This window comes from Priestia megaterium NBRC 15308 = ATCC 14581, assembly GCF_000832985.1.
Lineage (GTDB): Bacteria > Bacillota > Bacilli > Bacillales > Bacillaceae_H > Priestia > Priestia megaterium.
The window spans coordinates 3,817,312-3,836,547 of sequence record NZ_CP009920.1; the positions used below are offsets into that span (position 1 = coordinate 3,817,312).

The window sequence follows — 19,236 nt, forward strand, 5'->3', positions numbered from 1 at the left end:
AATGGAAACTACAACTAATACAAAAGTAATTCAAAACTATATTGCCGGTGAATGGGTAGAGTCATCTACAAGGATTAGAGAGAAAGTCTATAACCCTGCAACTGGAGAAGTAATTGCAGAGGTGCCTCTTTCAACAAAAGAAGATGTAGATCAAGCTGTCCGAGCTGCGAATGAAGCATTTAAGGGCTGGTCCAAGACAGCAGTTCCAAAACGGGCGCGAATCTTATTTAAGTATCAACAGCTATTAGTAGATAACTGGGATGAATTAGCAAGGTTAGTGACGATTGAAAATGGAAAAAGCTTTAATGAAGCACATGGTGAAGTACAACGTGGTATTGAATGCGTGGAATTTGCTGCGGGCGCTCCTACCTTAATGATGGGGAAACAGCTTCCTGATATTGCGACAGGCATTGAATCTGGCATGTACCGCTATCCAATTGGCGTAATTGGAGGGATTACACCGTTTAACTTTCCAATGATGGTTCCTTGCTGGATGTTCCCTCTTGCGATTGCTTGCGGTAATACATTTGTCTTAAAACCATCTGAGCGTACGCCGCTTTTAGCTGCAAGATTAGTAGAATTATTTGAAGAAGCTGGATTGCCAAAAGGCGTATTAAACATTGTAAACGGCGCGCATGATGTGGTAAATGGTCTTCTTGAACATAAATTAGTGAAAGCTATTTCTTTTGTTGGTTCTCAGCCAGTAGCTGAATACGTATACAAAAAAGGTACAGAAAATTTAAAGCGTGTTCAGGCTTTAGCCGGTGCAAAAAATCACTCAATTGTACTAAATGATGCTGACTTAGACGTAGCAACAAAGCAAATTATTGGTGCTGCCTTCGGCTCGGCAGGTGAGCGTTGTATGGCCGCTTCTGTTGTAACGGTACAAGAGGAAATTGCAGATAAATTAATCAATCGTTTAGTAGAAGAAGCAAACAACATCGTCATTGGAAACGGCCTAGAAAAAGATGTCTTCTTAGGACCCGTTATTCGTGAAAATCACAAAGAGCGTACGCTTAGCTACATAAAATCAGGCATAGAGGAAGGAGCTCGGTTAGTTCGGGATGGCCGTGAAGATAGTGCAGTAAAAGATAAAGGCTATTTTGTAGGGCCAACTATTTTTGATCATGTCACACAAGAAATGAAAATCTGGCAAGATGAGATTTTTGCACCAGTATTATCGATTGTACGTGTAAAATCACTAGAAGAAGCAATTGAGGTAGCGAATAATTCCCGATTTGCAAATGGTGCTTGCATTTACACAGATAGTGGTGCAAGCGTCCGCGAGTTCCGTGAAAATATTGAGTCAGGCATGTTAGGAGTCAATGTAGGAGTGCCAGCTCCTATGGCGTTCTTCCCATTCTCGGGCTGGAAAGACTCTTTCTACGGTGATCTTCATGCAAACGGCACAGATGGCGTAGAGTTCTATACAAGAAAGAAAATGGTTACGGCTCGTTACTAAAAAGATATTTAGAGACAAAGGGGAAGCTTTAAGTAATTCTCATTAATATTGTCCAAAAATAAATGTGTTTGATATTAATGCAAGTGAAATAAAAATCACATAGTCGCAAAGACCTTTTCCACTAAGGCTTTGCGACTTTTTTGTGTTTTAATAATATTATAGAGACATTTGCCTGAAAATTGAAATGTCACGGGATTATTTTAATTCCTCTTAGTATTTATTAAACCACTTTTTTATTACCTTTTCTCAAAAAATGATAATAATAATATAATAGTCAATTGTTAAAATAGAGAAATATCTATAATATAAATATATCTAGTCTAGTTATTAACGAGTTTTTATATTAAGAAAACGTACTATAGAGGGAACAGGGAGAGGTAAATATGAAAAAAAAACAAATTAATGCAATAGAAGTGGCTAAGTTAGCTAATGTATCACAATCGACGGTTTCTAGGGTATTTACTCCAGGTGCCAAGGTGTCTCCTAGGACACAAAAACGCGTGTTAGAAGCTGCTCAAAAAATAGGATATCGCCCAAATGCTTTAGCAAGAGGATTAATAACTAATAAGACTAATATAATTGGACTTGTAATGGGTAATATTCAAAACCCTTTTTATCCAGAAATCCTTGATGAATTCACAAAAAGTTTGTACGAAAAAGGGTATCATGTACTTTTTTTTCATACAAAGAATGATGCAATTACCCAAGATGAAGTATCTCAATTTCTTGAATACAATGTAGAGGGTGTGATAGTGACAGACGTTTTGCTATCTTCAAATGTTGTCTCCAAACTTTCTACACATGATATACCTATTATCCTTTTCAATCGATATACCCAAGATTCTACCTGTCATTCTGTATGTTGTGATAATTATTCAGCGGGCATGAAAATCGGGGAATATTTATTTAAACAAGGTCATCAAAAGTTCACTTATATTACCGGTCGTACCAATACATCAACGAGTCGTGATCGTGAGAGGGGATTTGCTGAGTTTCTTTTACAAAAAGGAATAAAACCGGTAATTGAAGAAGGTGATTACACTTATGAAGCTGGTTACACTGTAGCAATGCGTGTACTAAAAAATAGAAATCGTCCGGATGCTATTTTTTGTGCAAATGATATTGTAGCTTTAGGAGTAATAGATGCTGCTAAAATATTAGGAATATCTATTCCAAATGAATTGTCAATTGTAGGATTTGATGATATTTCAATGGCCTCCTGGCCTCCTTATTCTTTAACAACTTGGCAGCAACCAGTAAAAGAAATGATTGAAGCAACTATTAATATGTTATTAAATACAGTGGATGGAGAAGCGACCAAGCCTCAATCTCTACTTTTTTCAGGCAAGCTTCTTGAGAGAAAGTCTGTAAAACTTCTCAAAAATAGTTGACAATGAAAGGGCTATCATTTATGATTTAGTAGACACAATAGTGTGAATTGTGCAAATAATAGGTTTTTTCTAAAAGGGATACATAATATCTCTTTTGTAACTAAAAATGCATACGTATGCAAATAGCTTTTTATTAAAGTTAGGAAGCTTACTATTAATTGAATTAATACTACTATGATTTTAAAATTCTGTTTCAAAATGCATACGTATGCATTTTGGGAATGTTGTTAAATGAAGCATGAATTTAATGCATACGTATACAAATAAAGGGAGAGATTTGTCATGGCGAAAGTTTTTAAACAGGGGAAAAGTCAGGAAGAAATTAATCAAAATGATATGCAAGTATCAGCAATAGTAAGTCAAACCATTAAAAAAATTGAGGACGAAGGAGATAGTGCAGTTAGAGAACTATCAAGAAAATTTGATAATTGGTCTCCGGAAAATTTCAGATTGAGCAATCAACAAATCATTGAGATCGTGAATAGTGTACCAAAGCAAACAATTGAAGATATTAAATTTGCTCAAAATAATGTAAAAAGATTTGCTGAAGAACAGAGAAAATCTATGCTAGACATTGAAGTAGAAACATTACCTGGTGTTATTTTAGGCCATAAAAATATTCCAGTTGGAAGTGTTGGATGTTATATTCCTGGTGGACGTTATCCTATGGTTGCTTCTGCACATATGAGTGTACTGACAGCAAAGGTAGCTGGAGTAAATCGAGTGATTGCTTGTACTCCACCTATTGGAGGAGAAATTCCATCAGCTACAGTAGCAGCCATGCATTTAGCAGGAGCCGATGAAATCTACATTCTTGGGGGAATTCAAGCAATGGCTGCCATGGCTGTTGGTACGGAAACAATTGAACCTGTAGATATGCTGGTAGGGCCAGGTAATGCTTATGTGGCAGAAGCAAAACGTCAATTATACGGTCGTGTTGGAATTGATCTCTTTGCAGGCCCTACAGAAACATTAGTTGTAGCTGATGAAACAGCAGACGCAGAAATGATTGCCACTGACATTTTAGGACAGGGAGAACATGGACCAACTTCACCGGGAGCATTAATTACAACATCTGAAAAGTTAGCTCAAGAAACTGTAAAAGAAATTGAACGTCAGCTCGAAAAGCTCCCAACAGCTGATGTAGCACGTGTTTCATGGGAGGATTACGGAAAAATCATAATTGTAGAAAATGAACAGGAAGCTTTAATAGAAGCAGACAAATTAGCTTTTGAACACGTTGAAATCTTAACTGAAAATCCAGATTATTTTTTAGAAAACATGAATAATTACGGATGTTTGTTTTTAGGTCCTGAGACAAATGTAGCTTACGGTGATAAAGTCATTGGTACAAACCATACGCTTCCAACAAAAGGAGCTGCACGCTATACTGGTGGACTGTGGGTAGGTAAATTTTTAAAAACATGTACTTATCAAAAGGTTACAGAAGAAGCTAGCGCGCATATTGGGGAATATGCAGCACGCCTTTGTCAACTAGAGAACTTCTCTGGGCATGCTGAACAAGCTTTACTTCGCGTACGTCGTTATGGAAAAGTAACAGCAAAATAACCAATAAAAGGGATGCATAAACTTTTTATGTATCCTTTTTCAGTAAGTTTTTGTTCTTTAGATGAATTACTGATTATCCCTATTAAAATATTGAAAGCGTTTGCTTTTAGAGGGCTAGCGGTAGAATTACTAGAGCTTAATATGGTTTAAAGGCTAAAAATTTAAACTAAGAAAGAAAATATAATAAGTTGCGACGAGAAATATAGGGGGAGAAACAAATATAGGGGGAGAAACAATGGATTTAGTCATCATTATACTTGCTTTAGGGCTCTTAATGCTTATTGCTTACCGAGGTTTTTCTGTCATTCTTTTTGCGCCTCTATGTGCATTACTTGCGGTTATATTAACGGAACCTAGCTATGCTTTACCTTTCTTTTCTAATATTTTTATGGAAAAGATGGTCGGCTTTATTAAGAACTATTTTCCAGTCTTTTTATTAGGAGCAGTTTTTGGAAAGTTAGTTGAAATGTCTGGAATTGCTGAATCTATAGCTAAAACAATCATAAATTTAGTGGGTCGAAAACGAGCTATTTTAGCTATCGTTCTCATGTGTGCAATATTAACTTACAGCGGAGTCAGTTTGTTTGTAGTAGCGTTTGCCGTTTATCCATTTGCAGCGAACCTTTTTCGAGAAGCTAACATTCCTAAGCGACTTATTCCTGGAACCATTGCTTTAGGAGCTTTATCTTTTACAATGGATGCTATGCCGGGAACACCTCAAATTCAAAATGTAATACCGACTTCTTTTTTTAAGACAGATATTTATGCAGCTCCTATATTAGGAATAACTGGATCGCTCTTTGTACTTTGCCTAGGACTTCTTTATTTGGAAAGACGCCGTAAAAAAGCTCAAAGTGCAGGTGAAGGTTATTTTGGTTTTAATGGTGCTGGGGAAGAGATAGCTGTTGCTGCTGAAACAGTTAATATGTCAGCTGCTCCTTCTACTAATTCTGCTAGTATTGGGCGTCAGGTATTAGCATTTGTTCCTCTGATTTTAGTTGGAGTGGCCAATAAATTTTTCACTATATCTATTCCAAAGTGGTACCCAGAAGGTTTTGATTTTTCTAAGTTAGGTTTAGAAGCCTTTGGAAAAGTAGACTTAGCAACAGTAACAGGAATTTGGTCGGTAGAGCTAGCTTTAGTGCTAGGTATTATTACAGCACTTGCCTATGACTGGAAGCGCGTGACTAGTGGATTTCAACAAGGTATTAATGCCAGTATTGGCGGAGCTCTGCTAGCAGCTATGAATACAGGTTCTGAATATGGTTTTGGTGGAGTTATTGCATCTCTTCCCGGATTTGCAACTGTACGGGATAGCATCTCACATACTTTTACAAATCCACTTATTAATGGAGCTGTTACAACAAACGTATTAGCTGGAATCACGGGTTCAGCATCTGGCGGAATGGGGATAGCACTGAGTGCTATGGGAGATAAGTATATACAAGCTATTACACAATATAATATTCCTCCTGAAGTTATGCACCGTGTCGTAGCGATGGCATCGGGTGGGATGGATTCCTTACCTCATAACGGAGCCGTAATTACCCTACTTGCTGTTACTGGATTAACCCATAAACAAGCTTATGGAGATATCTTTGCAGTGACTATTTTTAAAACACTCGCATGCTTCTTTGTAATCCTTGTTTATAGTTTAACTGGTTTAGTTTGATAATAGAATCTATGAATCTAATAAAAGGAGGATTATAGTGACTTATTTTTCTGAACTCAAAGGAAAAAAAGTGCTGGTTACTGGAGGTAGTAAAGGGATTGGTAAGGATATTGCTTTGGCGCTCGCTAAACAAGGGGCAGACGTAGTCATTACAGGGCGTAACGAAGCTGATTTAGTGTCGACTACAAATGAATTAAAGCGGATTCATCCCAATTCTTTCTACTTAAAAGCAGATATACAAGATATACAAAGTGTGCATGAAATGGTAGATAACGCAGTTTCTACATTAGGTAATATTGATATACTCATAAACAATGCAGGCATTAATATTGCAAAACCAGCACTAGAAGTAACCGAAAAAGATTGGAATCAAGTCATAGACACCAATCTTAAAGGAACCTTTTTCTGTGCACAAAGAGTAGGCAAACATATGATAGAACAAGGAGGAGGAAAGATTATTAATATGGCGTCCCAAATGGCTTTTGTAGGGTATATTAAGCGCTCTGTCTATTGTTCTAGTAAAGGCGGCGCAGTTCAGTTAACAAAAGCACTTGCAGTTGAGTGGGCACCCTATAACGTAAGAGTAAATGCTGTGGCTCCTACTTTTATCGAGACAGATTTTACGAAAGAAATGTTTGAAGATGAGGAATTTTATCAGGATGTTGTTTCCCGTATCCCTTTAGGAAAATTGGCTCAGCCCTCCGATGTTAGAGGAGCAGTTCTTTTTTTAGCTTCCGATTTAGCTCAGTTTATAACAGGAGAAACAATTAAAGTAGATGGAGGGTGGACAGCAATATGAGTGTTTCTAAAGAAGAATTAGCAATTATAGGTTCTGGTACAATGGGGCATTCTATCGCTTTATCTGCATCTATAGCAGGCTTCAACGTGAAAATTTGGGGAATAGATGATAATGATATTCACCGTGGGAAGCAAGGTATTGATGAAAAATTGAATTTGTTGACAACGTATGAGGTAGTGGATTCTAATGAGATAAAAAATATAAAAGAACGTATCTACTTTACAAATTCATTAAGAGAGTGTGTAAATAAGGCGAGTTTCGTGATTGAAGGAATTCCAGAAAACTTATACTTAAAACAAAAAATGTTTCAAGAGTTAGATGAATTATGTTCCCAAAATGTAATACTTGCGAGTAACACATCCGGTTTGAGTCCAACTGATATTGCTGCTCTTACATCATATCCGGAAAGAACAGTAGTTACACATTTTTGGAATCCAGGACATTTGATCCCTCTTGTAGAAGTAATACGGGGAGAGCAGACGTCAGAACAGACTGTTAATCGATCGCTTGAATTACTTGAAAACTTGAATAAAAAGCCTATTGTGGTTCAAAAAGATATCCTTGGTTCAATTGGAAATCGACTGCAGTATGCTTTATTCCGTGAGGCTCAATATATTCTTGAGCAAGGGGTGGCCTCAATCGAGGATATTGATAAAGCTGTTTGTTACAGTATAGGTAGACGTTTGTCGGTGACAGGCCCATTTATGACAGCTGATATGGGAGGACTAGATGTATTTGATTCTATATCAGCCTATCTATTCCCCGATTTAAGCAATCATAATAAATCGTTTAGCAAGATAAAAAAACTTGTAGATGAGGGAAATTACGGACAAAAAACGGGAAAAGGATTTTATGAATGGTCACAGCAGCAATCAAAAAAAATGAACAAAGAACGTGAACAACAACTTATTTATTGGCTGAAAAGAGATTTAGAAGAGGAAAAAGAACAAAAATAAGTTCCTTTAATGAATAAATGAGCAAGTAAACCTTGAGAGGAAGTTATGAAAAAGAAAAGGATGATCCAAAGGGCCATCCTTTTCTTTTATTTTGATACTAGAAGAGGCTTTGAGGTTTTCGGTTTTATACTGACAAGTATTATACTGAAAATGACTAATAAGAGACCTACTAGTAGATTCATTGTAATTGGTTCTTTTAAAAATAATGAACTTGCTGTAATAGAAATAATAGGGATTAAAAAAGTATAGGTGGAAACTTTGCTTGCTTCTCCTGAACTAACAAGTGTAAAGAAATCAAGCCAACCCAGAGCAATGACGAACACAGATATGAACAACAATACGGCGATAAAAGCCGGATTCCATGAAATAGATGACCAGCTTTCTGTAAGTGTTCCGGAAGCCATTAAAAATAATCCACCAATAATAATGTGCAGTGTAGTAAGCCAAATTCCATCAACTTTATTAGAGGTTTTTTTCATAAATACAGTACCAAAAGCCCAACTTAAAGCAGAACCTAATGCAAGACAAATGCCTGTAATAGAAATATGGCCTTTTAAACCTCCAAGACAAATGACAAGAACGCCCGCAAATCCTAAAATAAGACCTAATATTTTGAAGGGATACATTGATTCACCAAGCCAAATCCAAGAAAATAATCCCATTAAGATTGGTTGAAAGAAAACAATCGCGGTAAAAAGTCCGGCCGGTAAATAATTTAATCCAATCGTCTGAAGTCCATAGAATAAGATGATATTAAATAGTGCGGATATAAAATAAATAGGCCATGTCTCTTTAAAACGAAGCATTTTATATCTAGGAACGGCAATTATGAGTAATATGATTCCGCCGATAAATAATCGTATACCTGCAAATAAAAGTGGTGGAGAGTAGTGCAGCGCGAATTTCGTTAGAGGCCAGTTTATTCCCCACATAAAAACAAGAAATGCAAGAAAAAATCCAATTCGCGTTTTAGAATATTGCTTCATGATAAAACCTCCTTGTTATGATTACATTAAACATGATACGATAGGAAGATGAATAAAGAAAATGAATGTTTTTTATAAGGAGTATAAGTAATCACTTATGATAACAATTACACAACTTCAAGTATTAGTAAAAGCTATTGACACGGGAAGTTTTACAAAGGCTAGTCATGTTTTGAATATGACTCAGCCAGCTGTCAGCCATGCAATATCTAACTTAGAAGCTGATTTGGGCGTTAAATTGCTTCTAAGGGATCGTAAAAGAGGTCTACTTTTAACTGATATTGGGGAACGTATTTTAGTACATATTCGAGCAGTATTAAATCATATTGAAAAAGTGGAACAAGAAGTAGCAGCTGAAAAGGGGTTTGAAGTAGGAACAATAAGAATAGGAAGTTTTCCTAGTGCATCTACGAAATTTTTACCCGGAATCATTAAAGTTTTTAAACAAAAATATCCTTCTCTCCAGCTAATTGTTCATGAAGGAACATTAGATGAAATTAAAAGTTGGCTCAAATCTAAAGCTATCGATATAGGGTTTATCGTTCTTCCAAGCACAAGTATGGATATTGTGCCGATTGCTAAAGATGAAATGGTAGTTTTAGTACCAAAAACTCACGCTTTATCTGAAAAAAATTCTATTAGTATTAATGACTTAGATAATGAGCCATTAATTTTGTGCAGAGGAGGGTTTGAATCTCCCATTATAGATATGTTTAATAAAGCTAAAGTGAAATTAAGAGCTGAATTTACGGTTTCTCATATCAATACTCTATTAAAAATGATTCAAGAAGACTTAGGCTTGGCCATAGCTCCTAAATTTTCATTAACAAGTGTACCTGAAGGAATTGCTATAAAAAAATTAGAACCAAGGTTTTGTAGAGAAATCGCACTAGCAGTTCCAGCGTTAAAAGAAGCGTCCATTGCTGTAAAGTTATTTATTAAGGAAATGAGAAATCTAGATAGTGAAGCTGAATAAGAAAATGAAAAGCCTCTCCAATATTTTACCAAATTAAAGTCTTCTTCAACTAATAGAGAAAAAAAGAATAGCTAATAAAAAACATTTCTTAATTTTGAGGAATCACTTCATTCGATACTTGATTGGATCTTTCACTTATTTACTGGTAACACTTGTTATAGCATGGAATATAGATTTGTCTTGATTATTTCTCTATATGATATGTATGTTAACTTGAAAATCGTGTAATAAATTGAGTAAATAATGATAAGGAAAGCGAGAGAGAATTAGAAGAGGCGAAAGCTCAATTGATTCATAACATACAAAGGAATCTTTATTAATGCAGAGGATAGGGAATATAACGACTCGGCAATAAGAGGCTAGTTTGAACGAATCTAAGATGACTAAAAATGGTTAGTTTTCGTAGTCTCTAATAAAGTAGGACTAGTTAAAAGCGTGGATTAAATCTAACCCACGCTTTTATAGCGGGAGCTCGTTATATCACCTTAAAATGAAAATGTTAAGTAGAGAGTTTCCTGATATCAGAGTAACAAATACAAAGTGTATTCTCATATTCAGAGTCGTATCCTGTAAATACCAGATTTTTTTCTTTATTATCATAGTGAAATCCGATTTTCTTTAAATCATTTCTCAATATATCTTCAGTAATTTTGATGGAAGAAGCAATATCTTCATAAGAAGCACCATTATTTAACTTTTGAACAATCTCACCTATTAACAAGTTATGACCTCCAGTAGCATATGTTTCTTAAGTAATAATTTAACCTAAACAGTTGCTTTTATGAAAGTTGTGTTAAAGGCCATTTTAGATTATTGGAACTTGCATTGAGTATTTCGTTTGCTAACTACTAGATTAATTCTTTTTTTCTTTTACGATAATCAGTAAAATAGTAAATTAAAGTTATTTCAATAAAAAATCAATGAAAAGACCGGTGAGACTTTCTATTTGCACACCTTTTTCTTCAATTAATTGGCGGTAAATGACTCTGAAGATCACACCAACAAAAGAGAGAATAACAGCCGCTGTGGTACTACGTAAAAAGTCAATAGAATCACACCCTTTTTTAATCTATTAAGAACGCTTGGACAAGAAACTTAAGGATGGTTATCACTTGTTTCCATTTAACGTAAAGCTAACAGATAAAAAAGAGAATAGATGGAAGTGAAGTAAAAAAGCAAAGAGAATATTCTCTTTGCTTTTTTCTTGTTTTCATATTCATAGAAGCTACATAGTAAATTATATATATAACATCTTTGTTCAAATACTTACTGCTCTTTTTCTGATACCATTTCAACTTTACCTGGCCAGAAAGCAAATCTTCCTAAAACCGTAGTAATCGCAGGTACAAGGAATGGTCGCACAATAAATGTATCTAACAGAACACCTAAAGCCGTGATAATTCCAAACTGAACCAGAACTTGAATAGGCAGTGTTGCTAGAACCGCGAAGGTAGCAGCTAAAATGATTCCAGCTGATGTAATAACACCGCTTGTTTCGCTTACGCCTTCTTTAATTGCTTGCTTTAATGGCATGTGCTTCTTTTTCTGCCAGATGCTTGAGATCATAAAGATATTATAATCCTCACCAAGCGCCACTAAAAATACAAATGCATATAAAGGAATCGCTCCTTGTATAGCATCTGCCCCCATGATGTTGTGAATAATGAGCCAGCCTAATCCTAAGGCTGCACTGTAGGATAAGATAACCGTTCCAACCAAGTAAAGCATGGCTACAATGGAACGCAAGTAAGCCAATAGCAGGAGCGATATAAAAATAATAATTAATGGGACAATGATACTGTCGTCTTTATCACTAACTGTCATTGTGTCATACTGTGTTGCTGTTTGACCGCCGATCCATACTTTGGATTTGACTGCGGAAACTCCGGACTGTGACAGTGCCTTTTCAGCTGCATCTCTCAAGTCTGGAATAGCTATCATTGCTTCTATACTATATGGATTCACATTAAACATAACGTCATATACTTTTAGATCCTCATTATTTGTACCACTTTGAGGTGCAGAAACAGTACTAATAAGGTCATTTTTCTTTAATGCTTTTTCAAGGTCAACCGATTTTCCTTCCGTATCAATGACTACTTGTGCTGGTGCTAGTTCACCAGGAGAGTAAGCATCAGAAATAATCGTAAATCCTTCACGAGAAGGCATATCTTCAGGGAAAGAAGACAATAAATCATATGTGTACTTGATTTGACTAGAGTAAATGGATAAAGCTCCAAAAAAGACTAGACAAGCTACAATGATTGTCCATGGTTTAGTCGTAACCACATTACCAATCCAATTCCCGACACGGTTTTTCGCTTTTCGGTCACGCACCGGTTTTCCTTTCTTTTTCGCCAATTCCTCTTCCATTTCAGGAGTACGAGGGACGAAAGGATAAAAAGAACCTCTTCCCATAACCGAAAGCAGGGCGGGAATAAGTGTTAAACTTGCTAATCCCATAATCAGAATAGATAAGCTAAAAGGGATTGCAAAATGATGGTAAGCACCGTATTTTGCTACGATTAAAGCTAAAAGAGAGATGACAACCGTAAAGCCACTCATCGCTATAGCACCTGAAGCACCTTTAAAGGCGTTGATAAGTGCTTGTCTCTTGTCTTTTACTTTGCGAAGCTCATCGCGATAATGAGAAATTAAAAATAAACAATAGTCTGTTCCGGCTCCAAATAATAAAACAGTCATAATGGATATGGACTGCGAGTCAACCGTAATCCATCCTTTATCTGCTAAAATACCGAGAATTGGACTCAGCACCCCATAGGCAAAACCTACGCCGATTAAAGGAATAATCGCTAAAATTGGGGAACGATAAATGACAAGAAGTAAAATTAAGACCAATAAAACTGTCGCAATTAGTAACGAAACGTCTGCTCCTTCAAATAAGCTCGTTGCATCTACTTGAATTCCTACAGGACCCGTAACGCGCGTGCTTAATTTATCTTTTTCATCGATATCTGTCGCAAAAGAATCGTATGAAACGTTTTCTTTTACTTGTTTTTTAACCGTATCTAGATTTTTTTCTAGTACATCCGTCTCAACGTTTTCTTTAAAGAAAATAGGCTGTACAAGCGTGGTACCATCTTTTGATATCATTTTTTGTAGAGCTGCTAACGGTAATTTGTGCAAAGGCGGAGTAGACGTTTGTTCTTCTAATGGTTTCTTTTCTAAATCTGCCGCCACTTGCTGAATAGATTTTAAGTCATCGGTATTCAAACCTGAATCTTTATGCCATGTAAGCAGGGCAGGAACCCCTGAAGAGTTAGGGAATTCTTTCTTTATAAGATTTTCAGCCTCTACGGAAGGTGAATTCTTACTTAAGTTTGGTGCATTGTTCACTTCCGTTTTATTAACGGCAGGCCAAGCAATTGTTAGAAATGCAGTTGCCAGAATCCATACGGCAATAACAACCCAACGACTCACTTTTCCAGTCATCAATCGACTGAATGTTGCTAAAGGTGATTCTTTCATTAATTCTCCCTCATTTCCAAATCTGTTTGTTTCTATTACAATATATATAGAACCTTCGATAATTATATATACCAGAAGGTTAATTAATCAACTAGTTTAAATGTGCCAATTTCTTGAACTAGAAGGAGGGCCCTTATGAATACTGATAAGACACCGAAAAAAAAGCCTGGCAGACCTAAAATAACAACTGAAAATAATATAACAAGAGAGCAAATTTTAAAAACAGCTGCCCATCTCTTTATGGCATATGGATACGAAAAAGTTTCAATGGAGCAAGTGGCTGAAGCAAGCGATGTGACCAAGGCCAGCGTTTACTACTATTTTAAAAATAAGGCAACTTTGTTTACCGTTTCGGTATCAAGTATGTTCCAACGTATCACAAAACAGACAGAAAAATTATTACAAAACTCCAAAGGGCTGAAACACAGATTATATGAGGTAACATTAGATCATTTAAAAAGACCGCATATTGATTTTGAAACATTATTGCAAGAAGCGACTTCTTCGCTTACAGAAGGTCATATTCATGAAATTCGTGAAGCGGAGAAAGCAATACATGAGGCATTGGAGAACGTATTCAAGCAAGCTGCAAAAAGCGGTGAAATTGTCGTAGCAAGTCCCAGATTGCTTGCGCATACATTTTCCACGGTAACAATGATTCGGAACAAAAAAGAATTAATTACAGAATTAGGAGGCCCTGAAAAAACGGCTCAGGCTCTAGTGGACCTGTTTTGGGTGGGGATTAGTCCTAAGTGACGTTTTTATTCCAGCGTAAAAAAAGAAATAAAAAGCGGCTAAAACATATTGATCAATATGTTTTAGCCGCTTTTTATTTGGCCGTAAGTACTTTGTGGAAATCGGTAAATAATAGCGATGATTACATGTTAAGTGACAAACTTATAAATAAATGGTGGTTCAACGTTTTCATTAACAACCTAACAAGGCGAAGTTATATGATGAAAACGTAAAAATTTAATAATTTGGTTTTTATTTGTATTTTAAATAATACTTTATAAAAGGTTAGTGTTAAAATAATGAAAATCCTAGCTTTTAGAGTTGCGTTTAGTATATATGGTTATTCTATTGTAAACAAAACCTTTAGTATAACAGCTTATATTTTGGAAAGGGGAAAATTGGATGGAATCTATTTGGCTTGAATATGTGTGGGCACTATTGATTCTAATCGGGTTAGAGGGGTTATTATCAGCCGATAATGCTCTTGTACTAGCAGTTATAGCTAAACATTTGCCCGAGGATCAGAAAAAAAGAGCGATTAATTACGGAATTCTTATGGCATTTATTTTTCGATTTGGAGCTCTTTTTGCCATTTCATTTATCGCCAACGTCTGGTGGATACAAGCCGTAGGAGCAGTTTATCTTCTGTATTTAGGTTTAAAGCATGTCATTCAGGCGCGGTTTGGGAAACATAATGAGAATATTCATGATGATGATGAGAAGGAGTCTGCTGGAAAGGGGTTCTGGCCGACAGTTGGGAAAATTGCGTTAGCTGACCTTGCTTTTGCCATCGATTCTATTTTAGCTGCAGTGGCCATAGCTCTTGGACTTCCGGATTCACAGTTTGGAGAAATCGGTGGGATGGACGGAGGGCAGTTTGCAGTTGTAGTTCTTGGAGGAGTTGCAGGCCTTATCTTAATCAAGTTTGCAGCAAGCTGGTTTGTAAAACTCCTTGAAAAACGACCTGCCCTAGAAACGACAGCATACGCCATTGTTGCCTGGGTAGGTGTGAAACTTGCTGTTATTACTTTTGCACATAAAGATATTGGTGTCTTAGATCCCCATTTTCCTCATAGCACCATCTGGACTCTAATTTTCTATGGAGTATTAGTTGGTATTGCTCTATTAGGTTGGTTTGCACCTGGCAATAAGTCATCAGAAAAATCATCGGCCTAGAAGGTAATCGAGTGTGATAATCACCCTGAATTCATCAATTAACCTTACTCTTTCCTTCCAAACGGATCCTCGCTTTAATATTTAAAAGCATGTTTAGATTTTATAGAAAAGTGAGTTTTGGTGATTCAGGTGTAATTATCAAGTGCGTTAATCCAAGCTGGGTTAACGCACTTTTTAATTGAAACTTTTTAATTGAAATGGTTGCGCAAACTAACTTGGTTATTTTATTTCTGATTTTTGTGCCTTTTACGATAGTCAGTAAAGCAGGAAATTAAGAAAATCCCAATAAAAAAACCAATAAAAAGACCGATAAGACTTTCTATTTGAACATCTTTTTCTCCAATTATTTGACCGTAAATTACCCTGAATATAACATCAACAAAAGAGAGAACAAAAGCCTTGATGGTAATATGTAAACAATTAATAAAATCACACCTTTTACAAAATGTATTACGCAATTTTAAACGATTAAAAAGGTCTAGAAAGAAAGACTTACAATTTAAGATTCATTGAAGGGTTACATATTACACCTAAAGGGATTTATTCTGCAATACAATAGAAGGTCAATTGCAAAAACAGGTGATTATTTTTGTTAGTTTTAATATTCCTGTTTCTTTTTCTAAAACTTTTAAAAAATAACGAATACTTGTTTAAATGGAATTGATTTGGGAATATAATTCACAAGTCAAAAAAATGACAAGGAGGATGAAAACATGGCAAAGGGACTAGCTATGCACGAAACGCTAGAAGTTCATGAAATCTTAACGCTTAAAACATCATGTGTAACAAAAGGAACAGCGATGTTGGAATTGGTAGAGGATGAGGAATTAAAAAAGATTCTTGAAGAAGATGTCCAAGCATCTACTGAAGCGATTAAAGAATTGAAAAAAATCTTAAAGAAAGCTCAATAAATAGGAGGGGTAGAAAAATGGCCACTAAAAGTACTCTTACTAAAACGTTAGACGATCTTGCTATTGCGACTGATTTATTATTGTCAGCTAAGAGTGGTGTACGAACATATGCTGTAGCGCTTACGGAAACAGCGACGCCGGAAGTTCGAAAGGTATTAAAAAAACAATTAAATGAAACCATCGAGCTTCATGAAAAGATTGCTCAATATATGATTGATAATGAAATGTATCACGCCTATGATGTAGAAGAACAAGTAAATCACGATTTAAAAAAGGCAGATAAAGCGTTAGATTTAGCGAAAGGTTAACTAAAATTCCCCCTCTGACAATAGAGGGGGAATTTTTTAAGGTTACATAAAAAGTTCTCTTTTGATATTTCTACAAAGGAAAAGAAGTCTATATTTTATTCTCTTAGAAGTAGATAACTTACCCCACTTTATACAATATTTAGATGATATTTTATAGTCTTTTATCCCATATCCGAATAAATTGGTTTTAATTGGCTGCTGAAGGATATACCTATTAGTAGAACGACATATTCTATGGGGATAGAGGAGGAGAAAATAGTGAAGGAAATTAAAGTAGCAGAAAATAGTGGTCAGGCAAATAAGTTTATTGAAGAGTTTTTTGCTAACGGGTTTAGTAAAAACGAAATTTATTTATTGACCTATAATAAAGAGCGCTCGGAATATTTAACAAATACAACAAATACAAAAGAATATCGAGCTTCTGAACAAGGAGTTTTTGAATCCGCAGTTAATAAGTTATTTTCTCGTGAAGATGAACTTCATTCTAAAATGGCCTCGTTAGGTTTAACCCAAGAAGAAGCTAAACAGTGTGTCGGTGAAATGAAACAAGAACGTATAATCATTATTGCAAAAAAAGATATGTAATGGTTTTTCCTGGGAATAACTTTCGAAGAAACTAACTGATCGAGAACTATTAGTAAATCATACTAGCATGTTGCTTTATATATAATATTTGTTCTTCTGTACAAAGGGTTTATGAATAGGAAAGCTACTGAACGAAAAGTATATTACTAGAGTCGTTTACTACTCTCATATGGAGGTGAAAGGATAATGATTCAATTTTTTGGTATCCACATAGGGACGTTATACTTTCCTACAAGTATCCTTCTAATTACTTTATTAGTTTTAGTAGGTTTTATTATCTATTTTCTTAGTAGAAGAAAAAGAAATAGAGATCAAACGATTCATTCAAATGAGAATAGGGTAAAGGGCAAAAGAGGAAAAGATAAAACTCTGTAAATGATCTAAAAGAAGAATTAATATATTTCGTCATCAAACAGAATTTCAGTTTGAAGTGAAAGTAAATCATTCTCACCTTACAGTTCCTGATAAGCCTTACACCATATTTAAACCTTGAGAAGGTATGATTTAAATAAATGCAGAGAGGGCCCTTGAATTCATTTCCAAGGGCTGTTTTTATTTGTATTCTGTAAAGGACAGACGACCTTTTAATCTTTTATTTTCTTACTATTTCTTATTTATAACTTCAAAAGAAACTTTATTATCGTTTTTTAAGATCTTAAACAAGCAATTGAACCCTTGATAAATTTGAAATAGTAGTCTAACCTTCATATTAAGGAGTGAAAATTATGAACGAAAACATTTCGGGTATTGATTATCAAGAAGTCATTGAATATGCGTTAGATCCACTCATTATTCATTCAAATCATAAGATTATATATGTTAACCACGCAGCTGAACATTTTTTTAGAGGAAAAAGGGAAGATATCATAGGTGCCAGTCCTTTAGATATATTTCAAGAAACATCTAAAGCAGCAATAAGGAAAAGAATCCAATCTGCTTATGAACGTCCAGCAGAGCTTATTGAGGAAACCATATTTAGATTGGACGGGACAACTGTTAATGTTGAATTATATTGTCATCCCTTGCTGCTGGGAGATAAAAAAGTAATCCAAACCTATGTGAGAGATATTACGGTAAAAAAAGAGAGTGAAACAAGACAAAAAGAAATAATAAAGCAAATAAATGAACTGTCTACAACCCTTGTTCCTCTTTTAGAGGGAATCGCTGTACTTCCCTTAGTAGGATCCATAGATGAGCAAAGAGCAAACCAACTTTTAATGGCTGTTCCAGTAAAAGTGCAGACGCAAAATATAAATTGTTTAATTATAGATTTTTCCGGTATTTATACATTGAATTCAATTGTAACGGAGCATCTTTTTAAAATTAATAGCGTTATGTCACTACTTGGAGTGCAATGTATCTTAACAGGATTAAGGCCAGAATTATCTCGCTCTGCTGTACAGCTAGGTATTAATTTAGATTCTACCCGGACAATGGCTACTGTAAAAAACGCACTTCATTTTTTGGGAATTACTTCTAGTAAATAACCTGTAAAATGAAAATAACTAAAGTAACTTCTACGTTTTTAAAGATACATATGATATGAATCTTTAGATGGTGCTACTTTCAGAGGAAGTTTCTTATTAAAGAAATAGTGGCATCGTCTTTATGGTTTCGTGCTGTTTTAAATATTTTTAGATGGTTTTTTAAAATTAGATTTGTATCTTGTATACATTAGAAAAACAAAAGAAACTCCTGAACATATACCAGGAGTTTCTTTTGTTTAAAATAACATATTGTGCAATCGCACGTTTGTTAAATAAAAGATAGAAGAATCATTGAATCGCTTTCTTCAGTTTAAGATCTTGTATAAAGCTTCAGAAGCGTTATCTATATCATAATCGTTATAATTTAAGGTTTTTTGATCCGTAAGTGTAGTGATTTGAAAAATCTTAGATGTTTTACAATACGACAGTTCCAGTACTTGAGGAATGGTATGAGTAATAGCACTATCCTCATATTGAATCAGAGTATAAAGCGTCTTTTTTATTTCAAGTATATTCATAAAAGTACCTCTTTCCATTATAAGGAAACCCAGGGTACAAAGAGACCATATAATTTTAATTTATGTTCTTTCTCTATTGTAACATATGAACGTATAGAAAAATACCTGTCGAGAACAGACAGTATGGTAACTGCAATTGTAAATTCTATGCACTTCTAATTTTGCTAGCTGGTCAGTTAAAAAGGTGACCATTAACAGAACATGTTCTTCTTATAA

17 protein-coding genes are annotated in these 19,236 nt (G+C 35.2%); 13 read left to right on the forward strand and 4 right to left on the reverse strand.

From position 1 onward, the window contains the following. The first annotated feature begins 1 nt into the window (after window position 1). The 6 genes from BG04_RS19730 (at window position 2) to BG04_RS19755 (ending at window position 7,849) form a co-directional block, all read left to right on the forward strand. Window positions 2-1,462, forward strand: coding sequence for a CoA-acylating methylmalonate-semialdehyde dehydrogenase (locus BG04_RS19730; protein ID WP_016763678.1), 1,461 nt, complete (start codon window positions 2-4; stop codon window positions 1,460-1,462). A 383-nt stretch (window positions 1,463-1,845) separates the two neighbouring features. Then, window positions 1,846-2,853 (forward strand): LacI family DNA-binding transcriptional regulator, encoded by a 1,008-nt coding sequence (locus tag BG04_RS19735; protein WP_034653103.1) that lies wholly within the window; start codon window positions 1,846-1,848, stop codon window positions 2,851-2,853. A gap of 282 nt (window positions 2,854-3,135) precedes the next feature. Next, window positions 3,136-4,422 carry a histidinol dehydrogenase gene (hisD, locus tag BG04_RS19740; RefSeq protein ID WP_034653101.1) on the forward strand — a complete coding sequence of 429 codons (1,287 nt, stop codon included), beginning with the start codon at window positions 3,136-3,138 and terminating at the stop codon, window positions 4,420-4,422. A 235-nt stretch (window positions 4,423-4,657) separates the two neighbouring features. After that, entirely contained in the window at window positions 4,658-6,094 is a 1,437-nt protein-coding gene (locus BG04_RS19745) for a GntP family permease (RefSeq protein WP_034653100.1), read from the forward strand. A gap of 37 nt (window positions 6,095-6,131) precedes the next feature. Beyond that, on the forward strand, window positions 6,132-6,893 hold the full coding sequence (locus BG04_RS19750; RefSeq protein ID WP_034653099.1) for an SDR family NAD(P)-dependent oxidoreductase: 762 nt from the start codon (window positions 6,132-6,134) through the stop codon (window positions 6,891-6,893). Continuing rightward, the gene (locus tag BG04_RS19755) at window positions 6,890-7,849 is read left to right on the forward strand and encodes a 3-hydroxyacyl-CoA dehydrogenase family protein (RefSeq protein ID WP_034653097.1); all 960 of its coding nucleotides are present in this window, start codon (window positions 6,890-6,892) and stop codon (window positions 7,847-7,849) included. Before BG04_RS19750 ends, BG04_RS19755 begins: the two co-directional genes overlap by 4 nt. Before the next feature lie 86 nt (window positions 7,850-7,935). Here the strand turns inward: BG04_RS19755 and BG04_RS19760 are convergent, their stop codons facing one another. After that, window positions 7,936-8,835, reverse strand: a complete 900-nt coding sequence (locus BG04_RS19760; RefSeq protein WP_016763684.1) for a DMT family transporter — start codon at window positions 8,833-8,835, stop codon at window positions 7,936-7,938. Window positions 8,836-8,935: 100 nt separating this feature from the next. Between BG04_RS19760 and BG04_RS19765 the strand changes: the two genes are divergently transcribed. Further along, on the forward strand, window positions 8,936-9,811 hold the full coding sequence (locus BG04_RS19765) for a LysR family transcriptional regulator (RefSeq protein WP_034655231.1): 876 nt from the start codon (window positions 8,936-8,938) through the stop codon (window positions 9,809-9,811). A gap of 499 nt (window positions 9,812-10,310) precedes the next feature. Here the strand turns inward: BG04_RS19765 and BG04_RS19770 are convergent, their stop codons facing one another. Both BG04_RS19770 and BG04_RS19775 read right to left on the reverse strand, forming a co-directional pair. After that, the gene (locus BG04_RS19770; protein ID WP_034653095.1) at window positions 10,311-10,532 is read right to left on the reverse strand and encodes a hypothetical protein; all 222 of its coding nucleotides are present in this window, start codon (window positions 10,530-10,532) and stop codon (window positions 10,311-10,313) included. A 545-nt stretch (window positions 10,533-11,077) separates the two neighbouring features. After that, complete coding sequence (locus BG04_RS19775) at window positions 11,078-13,300, reverse strand: MMPL family transporter (protein WP_034653093.1); 2,223 nt, start codon at window positions 13,298-13,300, stop codon at window positions 11,078-11,080. A 135-nt stretch (window positions 13,301-13,435) separates the two neighbouring features. On the opposite strand from BG04_RS19775, the gene BG04_RS19780 reads away from it, so the two are divergent. The 6 genes from BG04_RS19780 (at window position 13,436) to BG04_RS19815 (ending at window position 18,502) form a co-directional block, all read left to right on the forward strand. Continuing rightward, a complete protein-coding gene (locus BG04_RS19780) occupies window positions 13,436-14,056 on the forward strand; it encodes a TetR/AcrR family transcriptional regulator (RefSeq protein WP_034653092.1) in 621 nt (206 codons plus the stop codon). A 381-nt stretch (window positions 14,057-14,437) separates the two neighbouring features. Then, the gene (locus tag BG04_RS19790) at window positions 14,438-15,211 is read left to right on the forward strand and encodes a TerC family protein (protein ID WP_016766363.1); all 774 of its coding nucleotides are present in this window, start codon (window positions 14,438-14,440) and stop codon (window positions 15,209-15,211) included. A 713-nt stretch (window positions 15,212-15,924) separates the two neighbouring features. Next, on the forward strand, window positions 15,925-16,122 hold the full coding sequence (locus BG04_RS19795; RefSeq protein WP_034653090.1) for a hypothetical protein: 198 nt from the start codon (window positions 15,925-15,927) through the stop codon (window positions 16,120-16,122). A gap of 17 nt (window positions 16,123-16,139) precedes the next feature. Continuing rightward, window positions 16,140-16,430, forward strand: a complete 291-nt coding sequence (locus BG04_RS19800) for a spore coat protein (protein ID WP_016766365.1) — start codon at window positions 16,140-16,142, stop codon at window positions 16,428-16,430. Window positions 16,431-16,688: 258 nt separating this feature from the next. Further along, entirely contained in the window at window positions 16,689-17,015 is a 327-nt protein-coding gene (locus tag BG04_RS19805) for a YflT domain-containing protein (RefSeq protein ID WP_016766366.1), read from the forward strand. Between the two features lie 725 nt (window positions 17,016-17,740). Further along, window positions 17,741-18,502 carry a PAS domain S-box protein gene (locus tag BG04_RS19815; RefSeq protein ID WP_034653089.1) on the forward strand — a complete coding sequence of 254 codons (762 nt, stop codon included), beginning with the start codon at window positions 17,741-17,743 and terminating at the stop codon, window positions 18,500-18,502. Between the two features lie 305 nt (window positions 18,503-18,807). Here BG04_RS19815 and BG04_RS31425 read toward each other — a convergent pair whose 3' ends face one another. Further along, window positions 18,808-19,020 carry a hypothetical protein gene (locus BG04_RS31425; protein ID WP_016766369.1) on the reverse strand — a complete coding sequence of 71 codons (213 nt, stop codon included), beginning with the start codon at window positions 19,018-19,020 and terminating at the stop codon, window positions 18,808-18,810. Window positions 19,021-19,236 lie beyond the last annotated feature (216 nt).